Source organism: Arthrobacter echini, from assembly GCF_008107445.1.
Lineage (GTDB): Bacteria > Actinomycetota > Actinomycetes > Actinomycetales > Micrococcaceae > Arthrobacter_D > Arthrobacter_D echini_A.
Genome location: NZ_VSLD01000002.1, coordinates 288,063 through 308,646, shown reverse-complemented (window position 1 = coordinate 308,646; position 20,584 = coordinate 288,063). Strand labels below are relative to the sequence as shown.

16 protein-coding genes are annotated in these 20,584 nt (G+C 69.2%); 9 read left to right on the top strand and 7 right to left on the bottom strand.

Features of this window, described 5'->3' with window-relative positions:
* The first annotated feature begins 1 nt into the window (after nt 1).
* Nucleotides 2-802, top strand: a complete 801-nt coding sequence (locus FQ377_RS06070) for a C40 family peptidase (RefSeq protein ID WP_262364306.1) — start codon at nt 2-4, stop codon at nt 800-802.
* A gap of 133 nt (nt 803-935) precedes the next feature.
* Here the strand turns inward: FQ377_RS06070 and FQ377_RS06065 are convergent, their stop codons facing one another.
* The 3 genes from FQ377_RS06065 to FQ377_RS06055 are packed head-to-tail and all read right to left on the bottom strand — an operon-like array spanning nt 936 to nt 5,550.
* On the bottom strand, nt 936-1,904 hold the full coding sequence (locus tag FQ377_RS06065) for an NAD-dependent epimerase/dehydratase family protein (RefSeq protein ID WP_148600340.1): 969 nt from the start codon (nt 1,902-1,904) through the stop codon (nt 936-938).
* Nucleotides 1,901-4,531 (bottom strand): alpha/beta fold hydrolase, encoded by a 2,631-nt coding sequence (locus FQ377_RS06060; protein ID WP_148600339.1) that lies wholly within the window; start codon nt 4,529-4,531, stop codon nt 1,901-1,903. Before FQ377_RS06060 ends, FQ377_RS06065 begins: the two co-directional genes overlap by 4 nt.
* Entirely contained in the window at nt 4,525-5,550 is a 1,026-nt protein-coding gene (locus FQ377_RS06055; RefSeq protein WP_148600338.1) for a 3-oxoacyl-ACP synthase III, read from the bottom strand. The genes FQ377_RS06060 and FQ377_RS06055 overlap by 7 nt, the downstream gene beginning before the upstream one ends.
* 223 nt (nt 5,551-5,773) lie before the next feature.
* Between FQ377_RS06055 and smc the strand changes: the two genes are divergently transcribed.
* The gene (gene smc / locus FQ377_RS06050; protein WP_148600337.1) at nt 5,774-9,397 is read left to right on the top strand and encodes a chromosome segregation protein SMC; all 3,624 of its coding nucleotides are present in this window, start codon (nt 5,774-5,776) and stop codon (nt 9,395-9,397) included.
* 25 nt (nt 9,398-9,422) lie between these two features.
* Here the strand turns inward: smc and FQ377_RS06045 are convergent, their stop codons facing one another.
* Nucleotides 9,423-10,745 (bottom strand): MFS transporter, encoded by a 1,323-nt coding sequence (locus tag FQ377_RS06045; protein ID WP_148600336.1) that lies wholly within the window; start codon nt 10,743-10,745, stop codon nt 9,423-9,425.
* 88 nt (nt 10,746-10,833) lie between these two features.
* Between FQ377_RS06045 and ftsY the strand changes: the two genes are divergently transcribed.
* The gene (gene ftsY / locus FQ377_RS06040) at nt 10,834-12,027 is read left to right on the top strand and encodes a signal recognition particle-docking protein FtsY (RefSeq protein ID WP_148600335.1); all 1,194 of its coding nucleotides are present in this window, start codon (nt 10,834-10,836) and stop codon (nt 12,025-12,027) included.
* Between the two features lie 14 nt (nt 12,028-12,041).
* On the opposite strand, the gene FQ377_RS06035 is transcribed toward ftsY, so the two are convergent.
* Both FQ377_RS06035 and FQ377_RS06030 read right to left on the bottom strand, forming a co-directional pair.
* Nucleotides 12,042-13,022: an SRPBCC family protein gene (locus FQ377_RS06035; protein ID WP_148600334.1), complete on the bottom strand. Its 981-nt coding sequence runs from the start codon at nt 13,020-13,022 to the stop codon at nt 12,042-12,044.
* A 2-nt stretch (nt 13,023-13,024) separates the two neighbouring features.
* A complete protein-coding gene (locus FQ377_RS06030; RefSeq protein ID WP_148600333.1) occupies nt 13,025-13,375 on the bottom strand; it encodes an ArsR/SmtB family transcription factor in 351 nt (116 codons plus the stop codon).
* 166 nt (nt 13,376-13,541) lie between these two features.
* Between FQ377_RS06030 and FQ377_RS06025 the strand changes: the two genes are divergently transcribed.
* Complete coding sequence (locus FQ377_RS06025) at nt 13,542-14,879, top strand: ammonium transporter (RefSeq protein ID WP_148600332.1); 1,338 nt, start codon at nt 13,542-13,544, stop codon at nt 14,877-14,879.
* A 21-nt stretch (nt 14,880-14,900) separates the two neighbouring features.
* Here FQ377_RS06025 and FQ377_RS06020 read toward each other — a convergent pair whose 3' ends face one another.
* Nucleotides 14,901-16,337 carry a glucose-6-phosphate dehydrogenase gene (locus tag FQ377_RS06020; protein ID WP_262364305.1) on the bottom strand — a complete coding sequence of 479 codons (1,437 nt, stop codon included), beginning with the start codon at nt 16,335-16,337 and terminating at the stop codon, nt 14,901-14,903.
* 158 nt (nt 16,338-16,495) lie between these two features.
* Between FQ377_RS06020 and ffh the strand changes: the two genes are divergently transcribed.
* From ffh to trmD, 5 genes are all read left to right on the top strand, one after another.
* A complete protein-coding gene (gene ffh, locus FQ377_RS06015) occupies nt 16,496-18,079 on the top strand; it encodes a signal recognition particle protein (protein WP_148600331.1) in 1,584 nt (527 codons plus the stop codon).
* Nucleotides 18,080-18,280: 201 nt separating this feature from the next.
* Nucleotides 18,281-18,685, top strand: coding sequence for a 30S ribosomal protein S16 (gene rpsP, locus FQ377_RS06010; protein ID WP_148600330.1), 405 nt, complete (start codon nt 18,281-18,283; stop codon nt 18,683-18,685).
* Nucleotide 18,686: 1 nt separating this feature from the next.
* Nucleotides 18,687-18,932: an RNA-binding protein gene (locus FQ377_RS06005; protein ID WP_148600329.1), complete on the top strand. Its 246-nt coding sequence runs from the start codon at nt 18,687-18,689 to the stop codon at nt 18,930-18,932.
* Nucleotides 18,933-19,030: 98 nt separating this feature from the next.
* Entirely contained in the window at nt 19,031-19,624 is a 594-nt protein-coding gene (rimM, locus tag FQ377_RS06000; protein WP_148600328.1) for a ribosome maturation factor RimM, read from the top strand.
* Entirely contained in the window at nt 19,624-20,409 is a 786-nt protein-coding gene (gene trmD / locus FQ377_RS05995) for a tRNA (guanosine(37)-N1)-methyltransferase TrmD (RefSeq protein ID WP_148600327.1), read from the top strand. Before rimM ends, trmD begins: the two co-directional genes overlap by 1 nt.
* Nucleotides 20,410-20,584 lie beyond the last annotated feature (175 nt).

Below are 20,584 nucleotides of genomic sequence, written 5' to 3'. Positions count from 1 at the left end.
CTTGTCCAAGAACACTTTTTCAGCGCGCCACCGCGCCGTCCCCGCACGCATCAACCCCTTCGTCACCGCATCGCGTGCTGTGACCATGAGCGCCTCGGTGGCCGGTAAGCCCGCCGCCGTCGTCGTTGCAGCCTCAGGCCTCATGCTCGGTGCAGCACTGCCCGCCAGCGCAGCCGGTGAGCTCAATGCAGCGCCTGTCACCACGCAGGCCGCCACCAGCGGCGTCTACACCGTCACCGAGTGGGACGCAAGCGGAACGCGCACCTACACCACCGACCAGTGGGGCGTTCCGGCAGCCGCCGGCGCCCAGTGGGCTGCTCCCGCAGCAACCACCTACGCTCCCGCAGCGACCACCTATGCACCCGCCGCAACGTACGCACCCGCCGCGGCCGCTCCGGTCGCCGCACCCGCTGCTGCTGCCAGCTCGGGCATCAGCCTGCAGTCCAACAAGCCCGTCGTCCGCCAGAGCTCGATGTCCGGCATCGCCGGAACGGCCATGCAGGGTGAAGGCCAGGGTTACGTCTACGGTGGAAGCGGCTTCGGCACCTGGGACTGCTCGAGCTTCGTCCAGTGGGCCTACGCCCAGAACGGCATCGACATGCCCCGCGTCAGCTGGGACCAGATCGCGTCGATGACCCCCACTTCGAACCCCCAGCCGGGCGACCTCGTGAGCCAGAACGGTGGCGGCCACGTCGGTATCTACCTCGGCAACGGCCAGATGATCAGTGCCCTCAACGCGAGCCAGGGCACGGTCGTACACTCGGTCAACGCCATGGCGCTGGACGGCTACTACACGCGCTAGGAGCCGAGTTGCCGGCATTGCGCCGGTGATGACGTGATCGAATGACGAAGGACGGGATGCAAAGCATCCCGTCCTTCGTCATTCCCGGATGGTCGTCCATCGGCAGCCGGACGCCTGGCCCCCATGGCCTGCGTCAGCGGCGGTAGTGCGAGGCCAGCCGGTCGAAGCCCTCGTCGAGGCCGACCGCGGGTGTCCAGTGGAGCACGCTCCGGGTATGGCGCTGGTCGAACCAGTGAGCGGTGGACAGCTGCTCTGCGAGGAACCGCGTCATGGGTGGTTCCCCGGTCCGACCGGCTCGCTGCCAGCTGCGCTCGATCACCGCTCCGGCGCTGCGCGCGAGAGATCCCGGAATCGACCAGCGTGGTGGTGCCACACCGCCGGAGCGACATATTGCGGCGATCAGCTCTGCGATGGGACGCGGTTCACCGTTCGTGACCACCAGTGCCTGCCCCTGGGCCTGGTCCATGCGGTCGAGGCACGCGACGATGGCGGTCGCGGCGTTGTCCACATAGGTGGTGTCGATGAGGGCGGCGCCGCCGTCGAGCAGTGGCAGGCGGCGGGCGCGGGCACGATCGATGACGCGCTGGACGAGCTGGGTGTCCCCGGGTCCCCAGACGATATGGGGTCGCACGGCGGCGACACGGAAGTCCGGGGCCGAGCCCGCGAGGGCCAGCAGCTCCGCAACGGCTTTCGTGCGGGCGTAATTGCCTCGGGCGTGCACAGGATCCGCGGGACCGGCCGGCACACCGATCAGCGAGGCGCCGCTGTGGGCGACCGACGGCGAGGAGACGTACACGACGTCGCGCACACCGGCCGCCCGGGCGGACTCGAGGACCAGTCGGGTGCCCTCGACGTTGATGCGGTCGAAGTCCGCGGCCGCTCCGGTGAACGAGACCTTCGCGGCGAGATGGATAACGCCCGAGCAGCCCTGCACGGCGGCGCGGACCGCTACGCCGTCGTCGACGGATCCGAGGTGGTCGTCTACCCCGGGCACACCCGAGGGTGTCCGCTGGAAGGTGCGGACGGGCGTGCCGTCGGCCAGCAGCTGTCGGGCGACGGCGCGCCCGAGCATGCCGCTCGCGCCGGTCACCAGGACCGTCACAGCGAGCCCACCCGCCCGCCCGCGAGGAAGCGGGCACTCCACCGTGCCACCCGTGTGCGGTCGATCTTCGCATTGTGGCGGATGTCCACGGGGAGCCGTGGCACGACGATGACCGCTGCCAGCTCCGTTCCCAGCTCGCGGGCGGCGATCCGAGCGTCCCGCGTCAGGGCCTCCTCCGCCAGACGCGGACGACGTCCTGCACGTTCCACCTCGAGGACGGCGACCACGGCCTGGTTGCCGGTCGGGCCGACGCCGACGACGGCTGCCAGCCGGACGCCGTCGAGCTGCTCCAGGGCCTGCTCCGGCCCGACCGGTGTGATGACGCCTGCGGGAGAGGAGATGACGTGTGCCAGTCTGCCCTCCACCCAGAGGCGCCCCTCGGCGTCCAGGTGCCCGACGTCGCCGGTCCGGTGCCAGGGCGCTGTGCCGGCGGACAGCTGCTGCGTCTTCCACAGGCGGAAGTAGCGGTCCTTGACGTGCGGGGCGCTGACGAGGATCTCGCCCGTCACCCCGGGCGTGGTGGACACGTCCGGACCGGGAGTGCCGGTCGCATCGAGCGGTGCGATGGCAATGCGCGCTCCATGGACCGGACGTCCCACGCACACACCGTTGCCGGAGCCCTCCGTACCGGCGCTGGTGGCAGCTGCGGCGGCGCGGATGCCCGCGAGATCCACATCGGCGACCAGGAGCGACTCCGTCATCCCGTACGGCGTGTGGAGGGTGGCCGCGGGCAGGAGGTCCTGGACGGCTTCGAGGAGAGGGACGGGAATCGGAGCACCGGCCGAGAGCAGGAGCCGGACACGGCCCAGGGCGGCTCTGCCCGACGCCGGGAGGTCGTCGCTCGTCCCGAGGACGTTCCGCAGGGCCGCCGGCGAGGCGAAGACGACGTCCGCAGCGATGGCTGCGGCAGCGTCCGCCAGAGCCCGGGCGGTGAGGGTCCGGGGAGCGGTGACATCCATGTCCGGGGTGACGGAGGTGGCGCCGAGTGCCGGTCCGAGCAGGGCGAACGGAGCGAAGCCCGCCACGAGTGCGGTGCCGGGCGCGAGGTGGAGGGTGCGCTCGACGGCGTCACGCATGGCGCTGAGCTGCCGGTGGGTGTATACGACGCCCTTGGCCGGTCCCGTGGAGCCGGAGGTGAAGAGGATCGCCGCATCTGCGTCGGGGTGAGCGTCCCCGGCAGGAGGGCCGAGGGAGGTGGTCGGAGTCCTCCGGAGCTCGTCGAGGGACGCGTCGACCTTCAGAGCGGACCGTCGGGCGGCGGACAGCGGCGCGGCGCTGATGCGGCGTCCGGGCCAGCCGAACACACGCGCAGCGAAAAGGGCCCGTTCGATGCCGATGACGACGTCGGGGGCTGCTCCCCGCACAGCGCGGCTCAACCCGCGGGCCCCGAGGCCTGCGTCCGCCACGACGATGACGGCCCCGATGCGCAGGCACGCGTAGATCAGCACGGTGAGATCCACGCCCGGAGGGACGAGCAGACTCACCCTGCTGCCGGGCCCCAGGCCGCGGGCCGTGAGTCCGGCGGCGACGGCGGCGATGTCGTCCTCGAGGGCGCGCCAGGACAGCGTCCGGGGTGCTGCGTCGGCAGTCATTTCGGCGACGGCCGTGGAGGTACCGTCCGGTCCGGCCGCGAGCTCGGTGATGCGCTGCCCCAGCGGGGTGTACCCGCCGCCCTCAGCGCGCCGGTGCGTCGGGGCGACGGGTGCGTCGAGACCCACGGAGCGCGCCTCGAGCCATTGGAAGGCGGTGGCGGCGGTATCCGCGTCCTCCTGCACCAGGTGGCCGGCGCCCTCGAAGCGGTGGATGTCCGCGTGCGGGAGACGCCGGGCGAGATCCTCGAGATAGGGATCGGAGAAGATCGGATCGCGGGGTCCCCACATCATCAGGACGGGGACCGTGATGCTCCGGATGCCCTCGGCCACGGCGGTGAGCGCCGGGTGACTGGGGTGTCCGGGCCCGACGGGGATGTCGGAGACGAAGTTGGCGATGCCGTGACGGGCAGCAATGCCATGATAGGGGTTCTTGTACGCGCGACGGACCTCTGCTTCCAGCCGCGGTCGGGCAAGGGCGAGCGTCACGTCGAGGAAGGTGCTCGTGGTGCGGGTCCCGGGACCGTGGACGCCCCTGGCCAGGGCGAGCCTGAGCAGCGCGGGGATGGGGCGGGCCGGGTCCTGATGGATGGCCGTGTTGGTGAGGATCATGCCCACCAGCGATTCGCGGTTCCGGTTCGCGTAGCCGAGGCTGACCACGCCACCCCAGTCGTGCCCCACGGTGACGAGCGGACCCTCGAGGCCCACGGCGGCGACGAAATCCTCGAGATCGGTGATGCGGTCCGCAAGCCGACGGAACACGCCGGTGCGCGCGGAGTAGCCCATGTCCAGCTGATCCACGGCCACGACCCGCCAGCCGGCGGCCAGTCCAGCGGCCAGGTAGTCCCGCCACAGATAGGAGAATGTGGGGTTGCCGTGGACGCAGAGCAGGGTGCCCCGCACCGGTTCGCCGTCGCGCCCGGCCCCGTTGTCGAGGTAGTGCCAGCGGTGGGCGGTCCCGGGGGTGTCTGCGCCGCTGGTCGAGGGCACGTCCGTGAACGTCGACCAGGAAGGATCGACGCCAGGGAGTGCTACCACGCAATCTCCATCATCGACGTGTTGAGCCCGGACCCCACGCCGAGGCAGAGCACCCGATCACCGGGGCTCAGCGACTGCGACTCCTGGGCGAGGGTCATGGGCAGCGACGCCGGGCCCACGTTGCCCCAGTGGGGGAAGGTGATGGGGACCCGTTCGCGCTCGAGATCCACGGCCTTGATGATGGCGTTGGTGTACGAGGTGGAGACCTGGTGCGTGACGTAGCGGTCCATCGCGTCCCACTTCCAGCCGTCCGCCTGCGCCTCGTGCCAGGCGGTGACCACGAGGTCCAGCCCGCCGTCGAGGAGACCCTTGGTGTCCGTGTACATGCCGTCGATCCCGCCGACACACAGCTCATGGTGTTCGGTCCCGGCGCGGGATACTCCGCCGAGGATCCGGTGCGAGCCCGGATGGAGGTCCGCCGGGCCGATCACGGCGGCGGCAGCACCCGAGCCGAGCGTCAGTGTGGCGAACTCGCTCAGGAAGTCCTCCCTGGTCGATTCCTCCCGATTCAGCCGGTTGAACGTGGCTTCCTGCGTCTGCTGGGCGTCCTCTCCGGCCACGATCAGCGCGTACTTGATCTGCCCGGAGTCGATCATGTTCGCCGCGAGGGTCATACCGTTGACGAAGCCCAGGCAGGCATTGGCGAGATCGAAGTTCATGGCCGACGACGGCAACCCGAGCGAGTGGTGGATCTTCACGGCGACCGACGGCTCGAGGTTCCGCCGGGTCACCGAGGTGTTGACCAGGAGACCGACATCACCCGGCTCGATCCCGGCCTCCGCCATCGCCTTCGCGCCGGCTTCGATCGCGGCATCGTCGAAATCGGATCCGGGGGACCACCAGCGGCGCTCGGTCACGCCGGCCACCCGCTCGAGGAGGCGCTTCGAGAGGCGGAGTCTCTTCAGGCTGGGGGCCAGGCGCTCGTCGAACTCGCTGGAACTGACGACTACCGGCGCCTCCACGCTCGTCACGGCGAGCAGCGCCGTATTGTCATGTCGGAACGTCGCGTTACCGGTCAAATTTCCTGCCTCGTCAAATAATCAACGCCCGCCGAGAGCCCCGCGAAGGGGTGGCCCGGACGCCTCTGGATACTGCTGAAACTTTGGTAAGCCTACTTCGTAGGTCAGGGTCGGGTCACGTGGGCCTCGAACGCGGCCGCTGCCGAGCGGCACCGGAACGGCACTTCGTGGATGCGGTCCAGTAGATTGGGCAGGTCCTACCCCACCTGGAGATCCTGACACCGTGCATCTGAAGAGTCTAACCGTGCGGGGGTTCAAGTCATTCGCATCAGCGACCAGCTTCGACTTCGAGCCCGGCATCACCGCCGTCGTCGGCCCCAACGGCTCCGGCAAGTCGAACGTGGTGGACGCGCTCGCGTGGGTCATGGGGGAGCAGGGTGCCAAGACCCTCCGCGGGGGCAGCATGGAGGACGTGATCTTCGCGGGCACCTCCGGCCGTGCGCCCCTGGGGCGTGCGCAGGTGGAGCTCACCATCGACAACACCGACGGCGCCCTGCCCATCGAGTACACCGAGGTCACCATCTCGCGGACCCTCTTCCGTACGGGCAGTTCCGAGTACGCGATCAACGGCCGGACCTGCCGCCTGCTCGACGTCCAGGAGCTCCTGTCGGACTCCGGCCTGGGCAGGGAGATGCACGTGATCGTGGGGCAGGGCCAGCTCGACCGGATCCTCCATGCCACGCCGGAGGAGCGCCGCGGCTTCATCGAGGAAGCTGCGGGTGTCCTGAAGCACCGGCGGCGTCGGGAGAAGACCGTGCGGAAGCTCGAGGCCATGGAAGCCAATCTTGCGCGACTCGCGGATCTGACGACCGAGCTCCGCCGGCAGCTGACACCCCTGGGCAGGCAGGCCGAGGTGGCCCGGCGTGCCCAGCAGGTGCAGTCGACCTTCCGCGACGCCCGTGCACGCCTCCTCGCCGACGACCTGGTGGGTCTGCGCGATGTCCTCGCTCATACCGTCGCCCTGGCCGATGCCGGCAGGGCACGTCGCACCGAGGTGGAGGGACTGCTCCTCGCGGAGCAGGAACGCCAGGGCGCCATCGAGCAGGCGGCCACTGCGGCGGTGCCGGCGCTCGATCGGGCGAGGGACTCCTGGTACGCCCTGTCGGAGGCGCGGCAGAAGCTCTCCGCGCTCGCCGCCCGGGCGGAGGACCGCGCGCACCTGCTCGAACAGGACGGCGCGCCGATGGAACCGGGCGCCGACCCCGATCGACTCGACCGGGACGCAGGGCAGGTCCGGGAGGAGGTCGGCGTCCTGCAGGACGAGGTCTCCGCCCGGGGCGGCGAACTCGAGCGGGCACTGGTGCGGCGCCGTGCCGCGGAGGAGGCGGCAACCGCGGAGGACACACGGCTCGTCCATGCCCTCCAGGTGGCCTCCGCGCGCCGCGAGGCGCACGCGAAACTCTCCGGGGCGGTCGGGGCTGCCCGCTCCAGGGCCGATGCGGCGATCGCCGAGACCGGACGGCTCCGGGTCTCCATCGCAGTAGCGGAGGAGGAGCGACGAACCGCCGAGCAGGCGTTCTCGACGCTGCAGGACCAGATCAGGGACGCCGAGTCCGGGGAGGAGGGGCTCGACGCCGCGTACGAGGAAGCCGCGGCCGTACACCGGTCGGTCGCGGCGGAACTCGAGGCCCTCACGGACGAGGAACGCCGCACCGATCGGGAACGCGGAGCCCTCTCGGCCCGGCTCGACGCGCAGCGTGAGGGCCTGCACCAGCGCGACGCAGCAGGCACACTCCTCGGCGCCGACCTGCGCGGCGTCCTCCAGCCCCTCTCGTACCTGCTGGAGATCAGGCACGGGTTCGAACGGGCAGTCGCCGTCGCACTCGCGGAGTTCGCCGACGCCGTGACCGTGGACAGCGTCGAGGCAGCGCTGGAGGCACTGCGCCTGATCAAGCACGACGACGCGGGCCGGATCTCGCTCGTCGTCGTTCCGGGCGGGACCGGTGCACTGCGGCAGGAGAATCCACGGACCACGGACGGGACAGGGGAGGCGGTGGCGGAGGGCGCGCTCGAGCGGGCCGTGCCGCTGCTGAGTGTCGTGTCCGCGCCGCCGGCGTTGCGGGCCGCGCTCGGGAGCATGCTGGACGGCATCGTCATCGTGGAGGGGATCGAGCAGGCTGCCGCCGCCGTGGAGGACGACCGGGTGCGTGCGGCGGTGACCCGGGAGGGCGACCTCCTCTCCCGGCACACCGCGCGTGGTGGATCCAGCGGAGCAGCGGGCCACCTCGAGCTGAGGGCAGCCGCCGCCCGCACCGAGGAGCGGCTGGCGCAGGCCGAGACCGCGGCTGAGGGACTGCGGATGCGACTGGCCGGCGTGCGGAGCAGGGACCACGCAGCGCGCCGGCGGGTCGATGCCGCTCTCGCCCGCCTCCATGAGTCGGACGCACGGATGGCCGCCGTGACGGAGCAGCTCGGCCACCTCAGCGCCACCCTGCGCTCGGCCTCCGGGGAGAGGGTGCGCCTGGAACGTCTCCTGGACGAAGCAGGCGAACGCCGCGACCGCGAGGAGGCGACATTGGCCGGGGCCCTGCAGGGCCTCGAGGAGCACGAGGACCAGCCCGTCGAGGCAGAACCTTCGACCGCACGGCAGGCGGACCTGCGCCGTGTCGCGGTGGACGCCCGGCAGAGTGAGCTCGATGCCCGACTGGCCCTGCGCAGCAGCGAGGAGCAGTTGTCGGCCCTGGGCGCCAGGGCGGCGTCGCTGGCGCACGCAGCCCTTGCCGAACGGCGGGCGCGCGAGCAGGCGGCACGGAGGGAGCACGGACGCAGGGCCAGGGCCCGTACGGCCGCGGCCGTGGCGGACGGTGCGCGGCGTGCGGAGGAGTTCGCCATTCGATCGATCACGGCGGCAGCCGACCGGCGGGACACCGCCGAGCAGCGGCGGCACGAGCAGGATGCACTGTGGCAGGAGGTTCGGCGACGGACCGCGGAGCTCGGCGAGGAGCTGGCACATCTCACCGCTGCGGCGCACCGGGACGAGCTGGCCCGGGCCGAGCAGGGAGCACGGATCGAGGCGCTGGAGAAGCGGGCGATCGACGACCTCGGCCTGACCCCGGATCATCTCGTCGACGAGTTCGGCCCCCACCTCCCGGTGCCGGACCACTCCGGCACGCAGGATCGCTGGGCGGAGCTGCGGGTGGCGGTCGACGACGACGGGAAGCCCGTGCCGGAGGGGCTGCCCTTCGTCCGGTCCGAGCAGGAGAAACGCCTGCGGCGTGCGGAGAAGGACCTCGCCGCGCTCGGCAGGGTCAATCCGCTGGCCCTCGAGGAGTTCGGGGCCCTTGAGGAGCGCCACCAGTTCCTCAGCACGCAGCTCGCCGACCTCAGGGCCAGCCGCAAGGACCTCCTCGAGATCATCCGGGAGGTCGACGAGCGGGTGGAACAGGTCTTCACCGCGGCCTACCGGGACACGGCCGAGCAGTTCGAGCAGGTCTTCGCGAGGCTCTTCCCCGGAGGCGCGGGGCGCCTCGTGCTCACCGATCCCACGGATCTGTTGTCCTCGGGCATCGAGGTGGAGGCGCGGCCCGCGGGCAAGAAGATCAAGCGACTCTCGCTCCTGTCGGGCGGAGAGCGATCGCTGACGGCGGTTGCCCTGCTGGTCGCCATCTTCCGTGCACGGCCCTCGCCCTTCTACGTCATGGACGAGGTCGAGGCGGCACTCGACGACACGAATCTGACCCGGCTCCTCGCGATCTTCCAGGACCTCAGCCGGAGCAGCCAGCTCATCGTCATCACCCACCAGAAGCGGACCATGGAGATAGCCCATGCCCTGTACGGGGTGACGATGCGCGGCGACGGCGTATCCACCGTCATCAGTCAGCGCCTGGCGGTGTCGCCGGAAGACTGAGCTGGCCCGCGCGGGATCCAGGACCTCAGCCCTGCTGCTCCGACGTTCCTTCCGTGTCCTCGCCCGCGGTGCCTGCCCCGCGATTGCGGACCAGGGTTTCCCGTGCGCCCAGCCAGACGGCGGCAGCGACCAGGGCGAGGGCTCCGGTGGCGACGAAGGCCAGATCGTAGGAGCCCACGAACAACCGGTCGATGATGACACCCGCGACGATGGGGCCGAAGATGGCACCGAGATCGGAGCTCATCTGGAACGTGGCCAGCACCTTGCCACCGCTTCGTTCGTGACCGATGACATCGGCGACCGCCGCCTGCTGGGCAGGGTTCAGCAGTCCGGTCCCGATCCCGCCCACCACGCAGATGGCGAGGAAGATGACGACATTCCCGGAGAATCCGAGCGCCACCATCGCCGCGCCGTTGATGATCAGCCCGGTGATCACGAGGGGTTTCCTGCCGGCGGTATCGGTGAGTCGGCCGGAGAAGGTCAGCGCCAGTGCGGTACCGGCAGCGAAGAAGGCCAGGGAGAGCCCGGCGATCTCCGGGCCGGCACCCAGCACGGCCGAGGCGAACAGGGGGACCAGGGCTATGCGGATACCGAAGGAGGACCAGCCGTTGGCGAAACTGGAGACGAGGGCCGCCCGGTAGGCGGAGTCACGGAGCGCCACCTTGACCGCCAGCGGTGCCTGTTTGCGGGCCGCCCGGCGATCGGCGAGCGAGGTGTCCTTGAGCTGGAAGAACACCACGGCGGAGGCGATGAGCAGGGCGACGGCGTAGACCAGGAAGGGCACGCGGAGCCCGAAGCCGGCGAGCAGGCCTCCGAGAACGGGACCTCCGATGTTGCCGAGGAGGAATGCCGTGGCGTAGGCACCGGAGACCCGTCCGCGGATGCTCGGGGGAGCGAGCCGGACGATCAGACCCATGGCCGACACCGTGAACATGGTCGACCCGATGCCGCCCAGTCCGCGGAAGATCAGCAGTTGCCAGTAGCTGGCGGCGAAGGCGCAGGCGGCGGTCGAGACCGCCACGATGAGCAGGCCGATGATGTAGACGGGTCGCTCGCCCATCCGCTCTATCAGCCATCCTCCCGCCGGCGCGAAGAGCAGGCGGGTCAGGGCGAAGGCGCTCACGATCACCGATGCCGCCGTCACCCCGACGTCGAAGCTCTGGGCGAAGGCCGGGAGGATGGGTGCGACGAGTCCGAAGCCGATCGCGATCACGAACGCCGCGGCGATCAGGACCTTGATCTCGCGCGGGATGACCTGCTTCTCCCCGGCGTCGTCCGTCGGAGGCCGCTTCCGTCCCGAAGGGTCGTCGGAGGAGGGGTGTCTGTGCGCGCGAGGGAAACCGGACATGGTCCTCGCATTCTGCCACTGCCGGGCGGTCCTCGGCCGCAGGCCCTGTGGCTGCCGGGCGTGGGAGGCGTTGTGAGAAGGTTGATCGGTGAATGAACTACTGCTGCCCGTCGTCTTCGTCATCCTCGCGATCGCCGTGATCGGCTCGCTGATCGTGGTGCTCGTCCGTGGTCGCCGGACACCGCCGGGGATCTACCCGTCCCCGCGGGATGCGGATGATCAGGGTGGTGCCGGTGTGCACGGAGCCACCTCCACGGAGGTGCTCGACCGGCCCGACGGCACGACCACGGACGTCCTCGTCCCCGACGATCTCAGCAGCCTGGACGAGGCACCGCCCGCACCGGGCCTCGATACCGTGGACCCCGTGCAGGGCCGGCTCGCCCGGCTGCGCGCGCGCCTGATCCGCTCCAACAACGCCCTAGGCAAGGGCCTGCTCGCCCTGCTCTCCCGGGACCGGATCGACGAGGATGTGTGGGACGAGGTGGAGGAAACCCTCCTGCTCGCGGATCTGGGCACCGAGCCCACCCTGGAGCTGGTCGACGCGTTGCGTGAGCGCGTGAAGGTGGCCGGCAGCCGCGACCCCGCCGAGGTCAGGAGCATGCTCCACGAGGAACTCGTCAAGCTGGTCGATCCCACGATGGACCGGTCGCTCGCGACCCAGCGCCATGCGGACCGCCCGGCTGTGGTCATGGTGGTGGGTGTGAACGGCGTGGGCAAGACCACCACCGTCGGCAAGCTGGCCCGCGTGCTGGTGGCGGACGACAAGGATGTGCTCCTCGGAGCGGCCGACACCTTCCGTGCCGCGGCCGCCGAGCAGCTCGCCACGTGGGGGGCACGGGTCGGTGTCCCGACCGTGAGGTCCGACGTCGACGGCGCGGATCCGGCGTCGGTGGCCTTCGATGCTGTGAAAGCGGGTATCGAGCAGGAGGTCGACGTCGTCCTCATCGACACCGCCGGTCGCCTGCAGAACAAGGTGGGCCTGATGGACGAGCTCGGCAAGGTCAAGCGCGTGGTCGAGAAGCACGGCGCCGTGGACGAGGTGCTGCTGGTGCTGGACGCGACGACCGGTCAGAACGGCCTCACCCAGGCGAAGGTCTTCGCCGAGGTGGTCAATATCACCGGCATCGTTCTCACGAAGCTGGACGGCACCGCGAAGGGCGGGATCGTCGTGGCCATCCAGCGCAGCCTCGGCGTGCCGGTCAAACTGATCGGACTCGGCGAGGGTGCCGACGATCTTGCGCCGTTCGACGCCGATGGATTCGTCGACGCACTGCTGAACTGACCAGTATCCGCCCGTCAGGCGTCGGTTGACTCCAGGAGTTCCTCGAGCCTCGCATAGCTCATCTCCATACCGGCCGTCATACCCGACGCCAGGACGGCATCGCGCTGTTCGGCATCCGCGTAGGTGATGACCAGGGACAGGAGCGTGCCGCCCTGGACCGGCGTCAGCGTCAGCTCGTTCAGCGTTGCCGGGTGGTCCGTGCCGATCATCGACTCGGTGGTGACCGAACGGTACGGCTCCGCGGACTCCACCAGTTCACCCGTGAAGCCGAAGCGCTCGCCGTCGGCAGCGTTCTCCCACTCGTAGCGGTAGGTGTCGCCGACGTGCGCCGCGATCTCGCACACGGGCATCGTCCAGCCGTCGGGTCCGAGCAGCCACCGCTTCACGAGGTCGGCATCGGTGTGGGCGCGCCAGACGCGCTCCACGGCACCTCGGACGACGCGGGCCACGCGCACCTGGGTGTCGCCGATGAGCTGTGCCTCGGCCACGTGGTCCGTGGCGAAGGCCGCCAGATCGGCCAGTACGGTGTCGATCTGCGACATCGCCTCGCGGGTTCCCTCGAGCATTCCCATCCCGATCAGCTGCTCGAGCTGGTCGAGGGCTTCGAAGCGCGTCGTGGAGACGAGGCGCGATCCTCCCTCGATCGCCTCGAAGGCGAAGGACATGTGCATGCTCGGCAGCTCCTGGTTCGGCTCCCCGTTCGCGTCCGCGAAGGCATCGGTCACCTCGAAGGCGTCGGGAGCATCCACGGAGAGCCATTCCCAGCACCCGTAGTGCTCGTCGCCCTCGGGGCCGGTCATCCGGTAGACGCTGCGGCCGCCCGGGAAGGCGTCGTGGCGGAGGAACGCCGCGGGGTACGTGGGCGGTCCCCAGAACCGTTCGATCTGCCGGGGATCGGTATAGGCGTCCCACAGGCGGCGCAGCGGCGCCGCGAACTCGGCGACGATCGTCAGGGTCAGCAGGTCGAGGTTCTTCTCGGTGGTGATGACGGGCATGATCAGCCTTTCTCGGGGGGTAGGGGCTCGCTCAGGAGGGCGTCGAGGCGGTCGATCCGCGCACGCCAGATCTGGTCGAAGTCGTCGAGGAGGCGCTTGGCCTGGCGGAGGCGCTCTGGCACTCCCCGCACCATCCGCTCACGTCCGCGGGGTTCCTTGGTCACGAGCCTCGCCTCCTCCAGCACCGCGACGTGCTTCTGGACCGCGGCGAACGACATGTCGTACGCGTGGGCCAGTGACGAGACCGACATGTCGGTCAGCAAGGTCCTGCGCACGATGTCGCGCCGGGTGGCATCGGCCAGCGCGCGGAAGATGCGGTTCACGTCCCCGTCGGTCAGCGCATCTACAACCATAAAGTTGTACGTTACTCGCGGCTCGACGCTCGTGCAATGCCTTCTCACGGCTTCCGCTCGTGAGCCGCTTAACCTGCTCGCAATACGACGCCCGAGCGACCGAAACACGGGCGTCCGATTCTTGAGGTGCGGGAAGTACCCGCCTCTTCCGGAAGGATCGTCCGTGATGGATCTGACACCGAGCCACGTCTGGGTGATGACCTCAGCTGCCCTCGTACTGCTGATGACGCCCGGCCTGGCCTTCTTCTACGGCGGCATGACGCGCGCCAAGGCCGCCCTGAACATGATGATGATGAGCTTCGTCGCCGTCGGCCTCGTCGGGATCGTCTGGGTGCTCTGGGGCTACTCGATGACCGCGGGTGAGGGAGTGGCCCAGGTCTTCGGCAATCCGTTCATGTCCTTCGGGATGAGTGGTCTGATCAACACCGAGGACCTCATCGGTGCAGGATACGGTGCAACATTCGCCATCATCGCGGTCGCCCTGATCAGCGGGGCAATAGCGGACAGGGCGAAATTCGGCGCATGGTCCCTCTTCGTGCCCCTGTGGGTCACGGCCGTGTACTGCCCGCTGGCGTTCATGGTCTGGGGAGGGGGCCTTCTCGGTGCCGACGGCCTCGTGGGACGTATGTTCGGAGAAGCGGTCGACTTCGCCGGAGGAACTGTGGTCCACATCAGTGCCGGGGTTGCTGCTCTCGTCCTCGCCCTGATTCTCGGCAAGCGACAGGGTTTCGGAGTGGATCCGGCCCATCGGCCCCACAACATGCCGTTCGTCATGCTGGGTGCGGCCCTGCTGTGGTTCGGGTGGTTCGGTTTCAATGGTGGGGCAGCAGGCAGCGCCGAGGAGGCGGGCCTGATCTGGATCAACACGATGGCCGCTCCTGCAGCCGCGATGGTCGGCTGGCTCGTGACCGAGCGGATCCGGGACGGGCGCCCCACCTCGCTCGGCGCCGCGTCCGGCATCGTGGCCGGGCTCGTGGCCATCACGCCGGCCTGTGCCGACGTCAGTCCTGTCGGAGCCCTGGGCCTCGGCCTCGTCGCGGGAGCCGCCTGCGCCCTCGCCGTCGGCCTCAAGTACCGGCTCGGATTCGACGACTCGCTCGACGTCGTCGCCGTCCACCTGGTAGCAGGCATCATCGGCACGCTCTCGCTCGGCTTCATCATGCTGCCCACCGAGGGCTCCGGCGGTGGACTCCTCTACGGCGCCGGTTCCGGTCAGTTCGTGGCACAGCTCGTTGCCGCAGCCGTCGCGATCACTCTCTCGGCGGTCATGACGGCGATCATCGGCCTGTCCATCCACCGGACCATCGGCTTCCGCATCACCCCGGACGACGAGGTGTCCGGCGTCGATCTCTCCGAGCACGCGGAGACGGCCTACGAGTTCGGCGGTCGGGTCTACGGGCCCTTCCACTCCTCCGTCGTAGAGTCGTCCGACCAGCAGGCGGCGCCCTCGCCGACCGCACGGGCTACGGGCGACGAAGCCGTCACGGAGGGCGTCCGCTCCTGACCCCGGTGCAGGGGGTGCTGCTCAGCCTCCGTGCGAGGAGGGCCAAGAATCGGGTCCGGCCGATCCGGCGGTGTACTCCTCGAGCGGCACCCGGCCCTCCTCCCACGCCTTGAGGACCGGCTCCACGATGCGCCAGCAGTCCTCCGCGGTGTCCCCGCGGACCGAAAGTGTCGGATCCCCGGCGAGGACGCCCTCGAGCACTTCGCCGTAGGGGAGCAGATCCGTGTCGTTGAGGTCGGTGCTCAGGGTGGTGCGGTCCAGCGAGAAGATGTCCCCGGGCCCGTTCACGTCGATCTCGAGCTGCAGCGTGTCGGGCCCGAAGCCGATGCGGAGTTTCGTCGGGGCATCCTCACCCTTGAAGCCGGTGGGCAGATGACTGACGGGCTTGAAGGTGATCACCGCTTCCTTGCGCGTGACCCCGAGCGCCTTGCCCGAGCGGAGGATGAACGGCACACCTGCCCAGCGTGCGTTGTTGATGGAGACGGTGACCTCGGCGAGTGTCTCTGTGCCCTTCTCGACGTCGACCCCGGGCTCCGCCGTATAGTCCGTGACCTGCCGGTCGCCTATCCTCCCTGCCGTGTAGCGTGCGCGCCGACTGCTACCGGGGGCGTCCAGGTCCACGGAGCTCGCACGCAGGACGGAGCCGATGTGATCACGCAGGTCACGTTCGTGCAGGCTCGACGGTGCCTCGAGGGCCAGGAGTGCCATCACCTGCAGCAAGTGGCTCTGGATCATGTCCCGCAGGGCGCCGGCGCCGTCGTAGTAGCGTGCCCTGTTTTCGAGCGCTAGCGCCTCGTCGAAGTAGACCTCGACCTTCTCGACGTGCAGATTGCTCCAGACCGGCTCCAGGATGCGATTGGCGAAGCGCAGCCCCAGAATGTTGAAGACCGTGGCCTTCCCGAGGAAGTGGTCCACGCGGTGGATGTTCTGCTCCGGGACCACCTTCGCGAGCTTCTCGTTGAGCAAGTGGGCGGAAGCCTGATCGGTGCCGAAGGGCTTCTCCATGACGAGTCTGGTTCCGGGAGGCAGCGACTCGGACCCGAGCGCGCTGCAAGCCTTCTGGCTGACCGACGGGGGAAGTGCGAAGTAGATGGCCACCGGGCCGTCGAGGGTGGCAACGAGATCGGCCAGACCCGGGTGGGTGACATCGAGCAGGTGGTAGGAGCTGTCGTCCCGCACCTGCTGCAGCGACGCCCGCCCGGCGTCGTCCGCTTTCTCCATGGCGGTGGCGAAGGAGCCGTCAATGCGCGTCCGCCACTGCTCGTCGCTCCAGTCGTCCGATCCGGCGCCTACCAGCTTGAGGCCGTCGGCACGTCCGAGGCGGATCAGCCGTGCCAGCCCCGGGAGCAGGAGACGGCCCGTCAGATCACCGGAGGCCCCCAGGATCAGCAGTGTTCTCACGCGGGTATCTGCGTCGGCCGGGATGGAATCGTGTTCTGCGAGTGAGTGAGTGTCCACTCCTTCACCCTGCCACGGAAAGCCGGGCGTGTCCCGTGTTGCCGCAGGGCTGACGGAGGAATCCCGGCAGCGGAGACGCCGTCGTCCGGTACAGGCCCTGTTGATACGCTAGGGAGCTGAAGTCCCCATCTTCTCCCGATGAAAGAAGTCCACGGCACGTGTTCAACTCACTCTCCGACCGCCTGACCGCGACCTTCAAGAACCTCCGGGGCAAGGGCCGCCTGAGCGAAGCCGACATCGACGCCACGGTCCGCGAGATCCGTCGCGCCCTGCTCGACGCCGACGTCGCCGTCTCCGTGGTCCGCGCCTTCACGGCCTCGGTCAAGGAACGGGCGCTGGGTCTTGAGGTGTCGCAGGCGCTGAACCCGGGCCAGCAGATCGTCAAGATCGTCAACGAGGAGCTCGTCGGTATCCTCGGCGGCGAGACGCGGCGCATACGTCTCGCCAAGAATCCGCCCACCGTCATCATGCTGGCCGGCCTGCAGGGAGCGGGTAAGACCACCCTCGCGGGCAAGCTCGCCACCTGGCTCAAGGGCCAGGGGCACAGCCCGTTGCTCGTGGCCTGTGACCTGCAGCGACCCAATGCCGTCCGCCAGCTCCAGGTCAACGGCGAGCGTGCCGGGGTGCCGGTCTTCGCTCCGCACCCCGGTGTGAGCTCGGAATTCGAGTCCGCCACGGGCGATCCCGTCGCCGTCGCCCGCCAGGGTGTCGCCGAGGCGCGGACCCGCCTGCACGACGTCGTCATCGTGGACACCGCCGGACGCCTCGGCGTGGACGCCGAGCTGATGCAGCAGGCCGCCGACATCCGCGCGGCGATCGATCCCGACGAGGTCCTCTTCGTCATCGATGCCATGATCGGCCAGGATGCCGTCACCACCGCTCTCGCCTTCAGCGAGGGTGTCGACTTCACCGGCGTCGTACTCACCAAGCTCGACGGCGATGCCCGTGGCGGCGCGGCCCTCTCGGTCGCATCGGTGACCGGCAAGCCCGTCATGTTCGCCTCCACGGGTGAGGGGCTCAAGGACTTCGAGCTCTTCCACCCCGACCGGATGGCCTCGCGTATTCTCGACATGGGCGACATCCTCACCCTGATCGAGCAGGCGGAGAAGTCCTGGGACAAGGACGAGGCAGCCCGGATGGCGAAGAAGTTCGCCGACCAGGAGGACTTCACCCTCGACGACTTCCTTGCCCAGATGCAGCAGATCCGCAACATGGGGTCCATGAAGAAGATGCTCATGATGATGCCCGGTGCGGCCAACATGAGGGAGGCTCTCGAGAACTTCGACGAGCGCGAGATAGACCGCGTCGAGGCGATCGTGCGCTCCATGACCCCGCACGAGCGTGTGGCCCCGAAAATCCTCAACGGCTCACGGCGTGCGAGGATCGCCCGCGGTTCGGGCGTCCACGTCTCCGAGGTCAACGGCCTGCTCGAGCGATTCGCGCAGGCACAGAAGATGATGAAGAAAATGGCCTCCGGAGGTGGTGTCCCGGGGATGCCGGGCATGGCGGGGCCCGGTGGGTTCGGGGGAGCCCGCAAGAGCAAGGCCGTCGCCGCCAAGGGGAAGAAGAAGCCGCGCTCAGGCAATCCCGCCAAGGCTGCGCAGGAGGCCAGGGAGGCCGAGGTGCGACGTGAGGCAGCCCGCAGTGCCGCGCCCACCGGAGCCGCGTTCGGGGGCCAGCAGGACCTCGATGCATCGGCGATGAATCTCCCCAAGGGCTTCGAGAAGTTCCTCGGGAAGTAGGTCGCTCGGGCACTGACGGGCGCGTGGTGCTGGGCGGAGTCGCCTAACGCGGCACCGTCTGGCACAATGAATCCGTACCCGATCCGTGCAGCCCTCTCTCTGCACGTGCGTCGTGTCCTGAAGAACCCTCATGAATGGCCCGCCCCACGGGAGCAGGATGACGGGTTCGCCCCTTTTCATTTACAAGGAGTGACCACACCAGTGGCCGTAAAGATTCGCCTCAAGCGCATGGGCAAGATCCGTGCACCGTTCTACCGTGTCGTCGTCATGGATGCGCGCTCCAAGCGTGATGGCCGTGCCCTCGAAGAGATCGGCAAGTACAACCCCACCGAGGAGCCCTCGTTCATCGAGATCAACTCGGACCGGGCCCAGTACTGGCTCGGCGTCGGCGCACAGCCCACCGAGCAGGTGTCCGTCCTGCTGAAGATCACCGGTGACTGGCAGAAGTTCAAGGGACTCAAGGGCCAGGAAGGCACCCTGAGGACCAAGGCGTCCAAGGAATCGTTCGTCGCCCCCGACAAGGGATCCGTGATCGTGCCCGAGGCCATCACCCCGAAGGCGAAGAAGAGCGACGACGCCGCTGCGGAAGCCGCCGAGGCAGAGTAACTTGCTGGCCGAAGCTCTGGGGCACCTCGTCCGCGGCATCGTGGACAACCCTGACGATGTCCGGGTCTCCTCGAAGAACGACCGCCGGGGAGAGACGCTCGAGGTAAGGGTGCACCAGGAGGACCTGGGTCGGGTGATCGGCCGTCAGGGCCGCACCGCCCGTGCGCTCCGCACCGTGATCGCAGCCCTCGCGGACGGGGAACCCGTCCGCGTGGACGTTGTCGACACGGACCGCCGCCGAGGCTGACCCCCGGAGCTCGAAAGCCTTGATCGGCCCCACCACCAGGACCTGGCGGTGGGGCCGATTTTCATGCAGAACCCCTCGACCCCAGCAGGAGCACCACCATGGACGTACTCGTCGCCAGGATCGGAAAGCCGCACGGCATCAAGGGCGAGGTGACCGTCCAACTCTTCACCGACGCACCCGAGGACCGCTTCGACGCCGGTGAGACCTTCCGTGTCGAAGGAGCCGCCGCGACGGAGCTGACCGTGGCGAAGGCCCGCTGGAACAAGGACATCCTGATCGTCGGCTTCGAGCAGATCGCCGACCGGAACCAGGCCGAGACCCTCCGCGGAGCTCAACTGTTCATCGACACCGCAGGGGTACAGGACGACGACGAGGACGCCTGGTACGAGCACGAACTCGTCGGCCTCGACGCCCGGGTGGACGGAGCCTCGATCGGGAAGGTGACCGCGCTGCGGACCATGGCGGTACAGGACCTCCTCGTCGTCGAGCTCGCCGATGGACACGAGGCCTTCATCCCGTTCGTCGGCAGCATCGTGCCCGAGGTGAACACGGAACAGGGGTTCATCGAGATCGTCCCGCCCGAGGGTCTGTTCGAGCTCAATACCCCCGGCTCGAACCAGGCTCCCGACGACGGCGACGACGCGGCGGGGGTCGACGCCGCGGGCTCCGAAGCGGGCGAGGCGCGCGGCTAGTGCGTATCGACGTCGTCTCCATTTTCCCGGAGTACCTCGCCGCACTCGATCTCTCCCTCATCGGCAAGGCGCGGCGGCAGGGTCTGCTCGACATCAGGATCCACGACCTGCGCGAGGCGACGACCGACCGTCACCGGACGGTCGACGACACCCCGTACGGCGGTGGGGCGGGAATGGTCATGAAGCCGGAGCCATGGGCGCAGGCTCTGGGAGCCGTGCTCGCTGCTGCTCCTGATCCTCGCCCCACGCTCATCGTGCCCTCGCCGGCCGGCGCCGTGTTCACCCAGGCGATGGCTCATGACCTGGCGGAGCTGGATCATCTCGTCTTCGCCTGCGGCAGGTACGAGGGCATCGACGAGCGCGCCATCGACTGGGCGCGGGAGCAGTTCGACGTCCGGGCGGTCTCGCTCGGCGACTACGTGCTCAACGGCGGGGAGGTCGCTGTCCTCGCCATGGTCGAGGCCGTGGGCCGGCTCATCCCCGGTGTGGTGGGCAATCCGGAATCCCTCGTCGAGGAGTCCCACTCCGACGGCCTCCTCGAGTACCCGGTCTACACCAAACCGTCCTCCTGGCGCGACCGGGACGTCCCGGAGGTACTCCTGAGCGGCGACCACGCGAGGATCGCGCAATGGCGGCGCCTCGAACAGTTCCGGCGCACCGCCGAGCGGCGGCCCGACCTGCTCGCGCTCCTCGATCCCGCGACCCTGACATCGGCCGAGCGGACCGCGATCAGCGAGAACGCGGCTGCGGTACACGGTGGTCACCGCCCGCGTCCGGCGCATTAGTGAATGCCCCGACCGCTGTGGAATAATCAACAGCTGTGTCCACTGGGCCGGGTCCTGCCACAGGGGGCCCCGGTCGACAGTCCCACACCGGGTCCCGAATCGTCGGGTCGCCCGGATCTTCCTTCATCGGCGACAGCGCCGGACCCCAGGGTCCACCCGCGCCCGCCGTGACCCA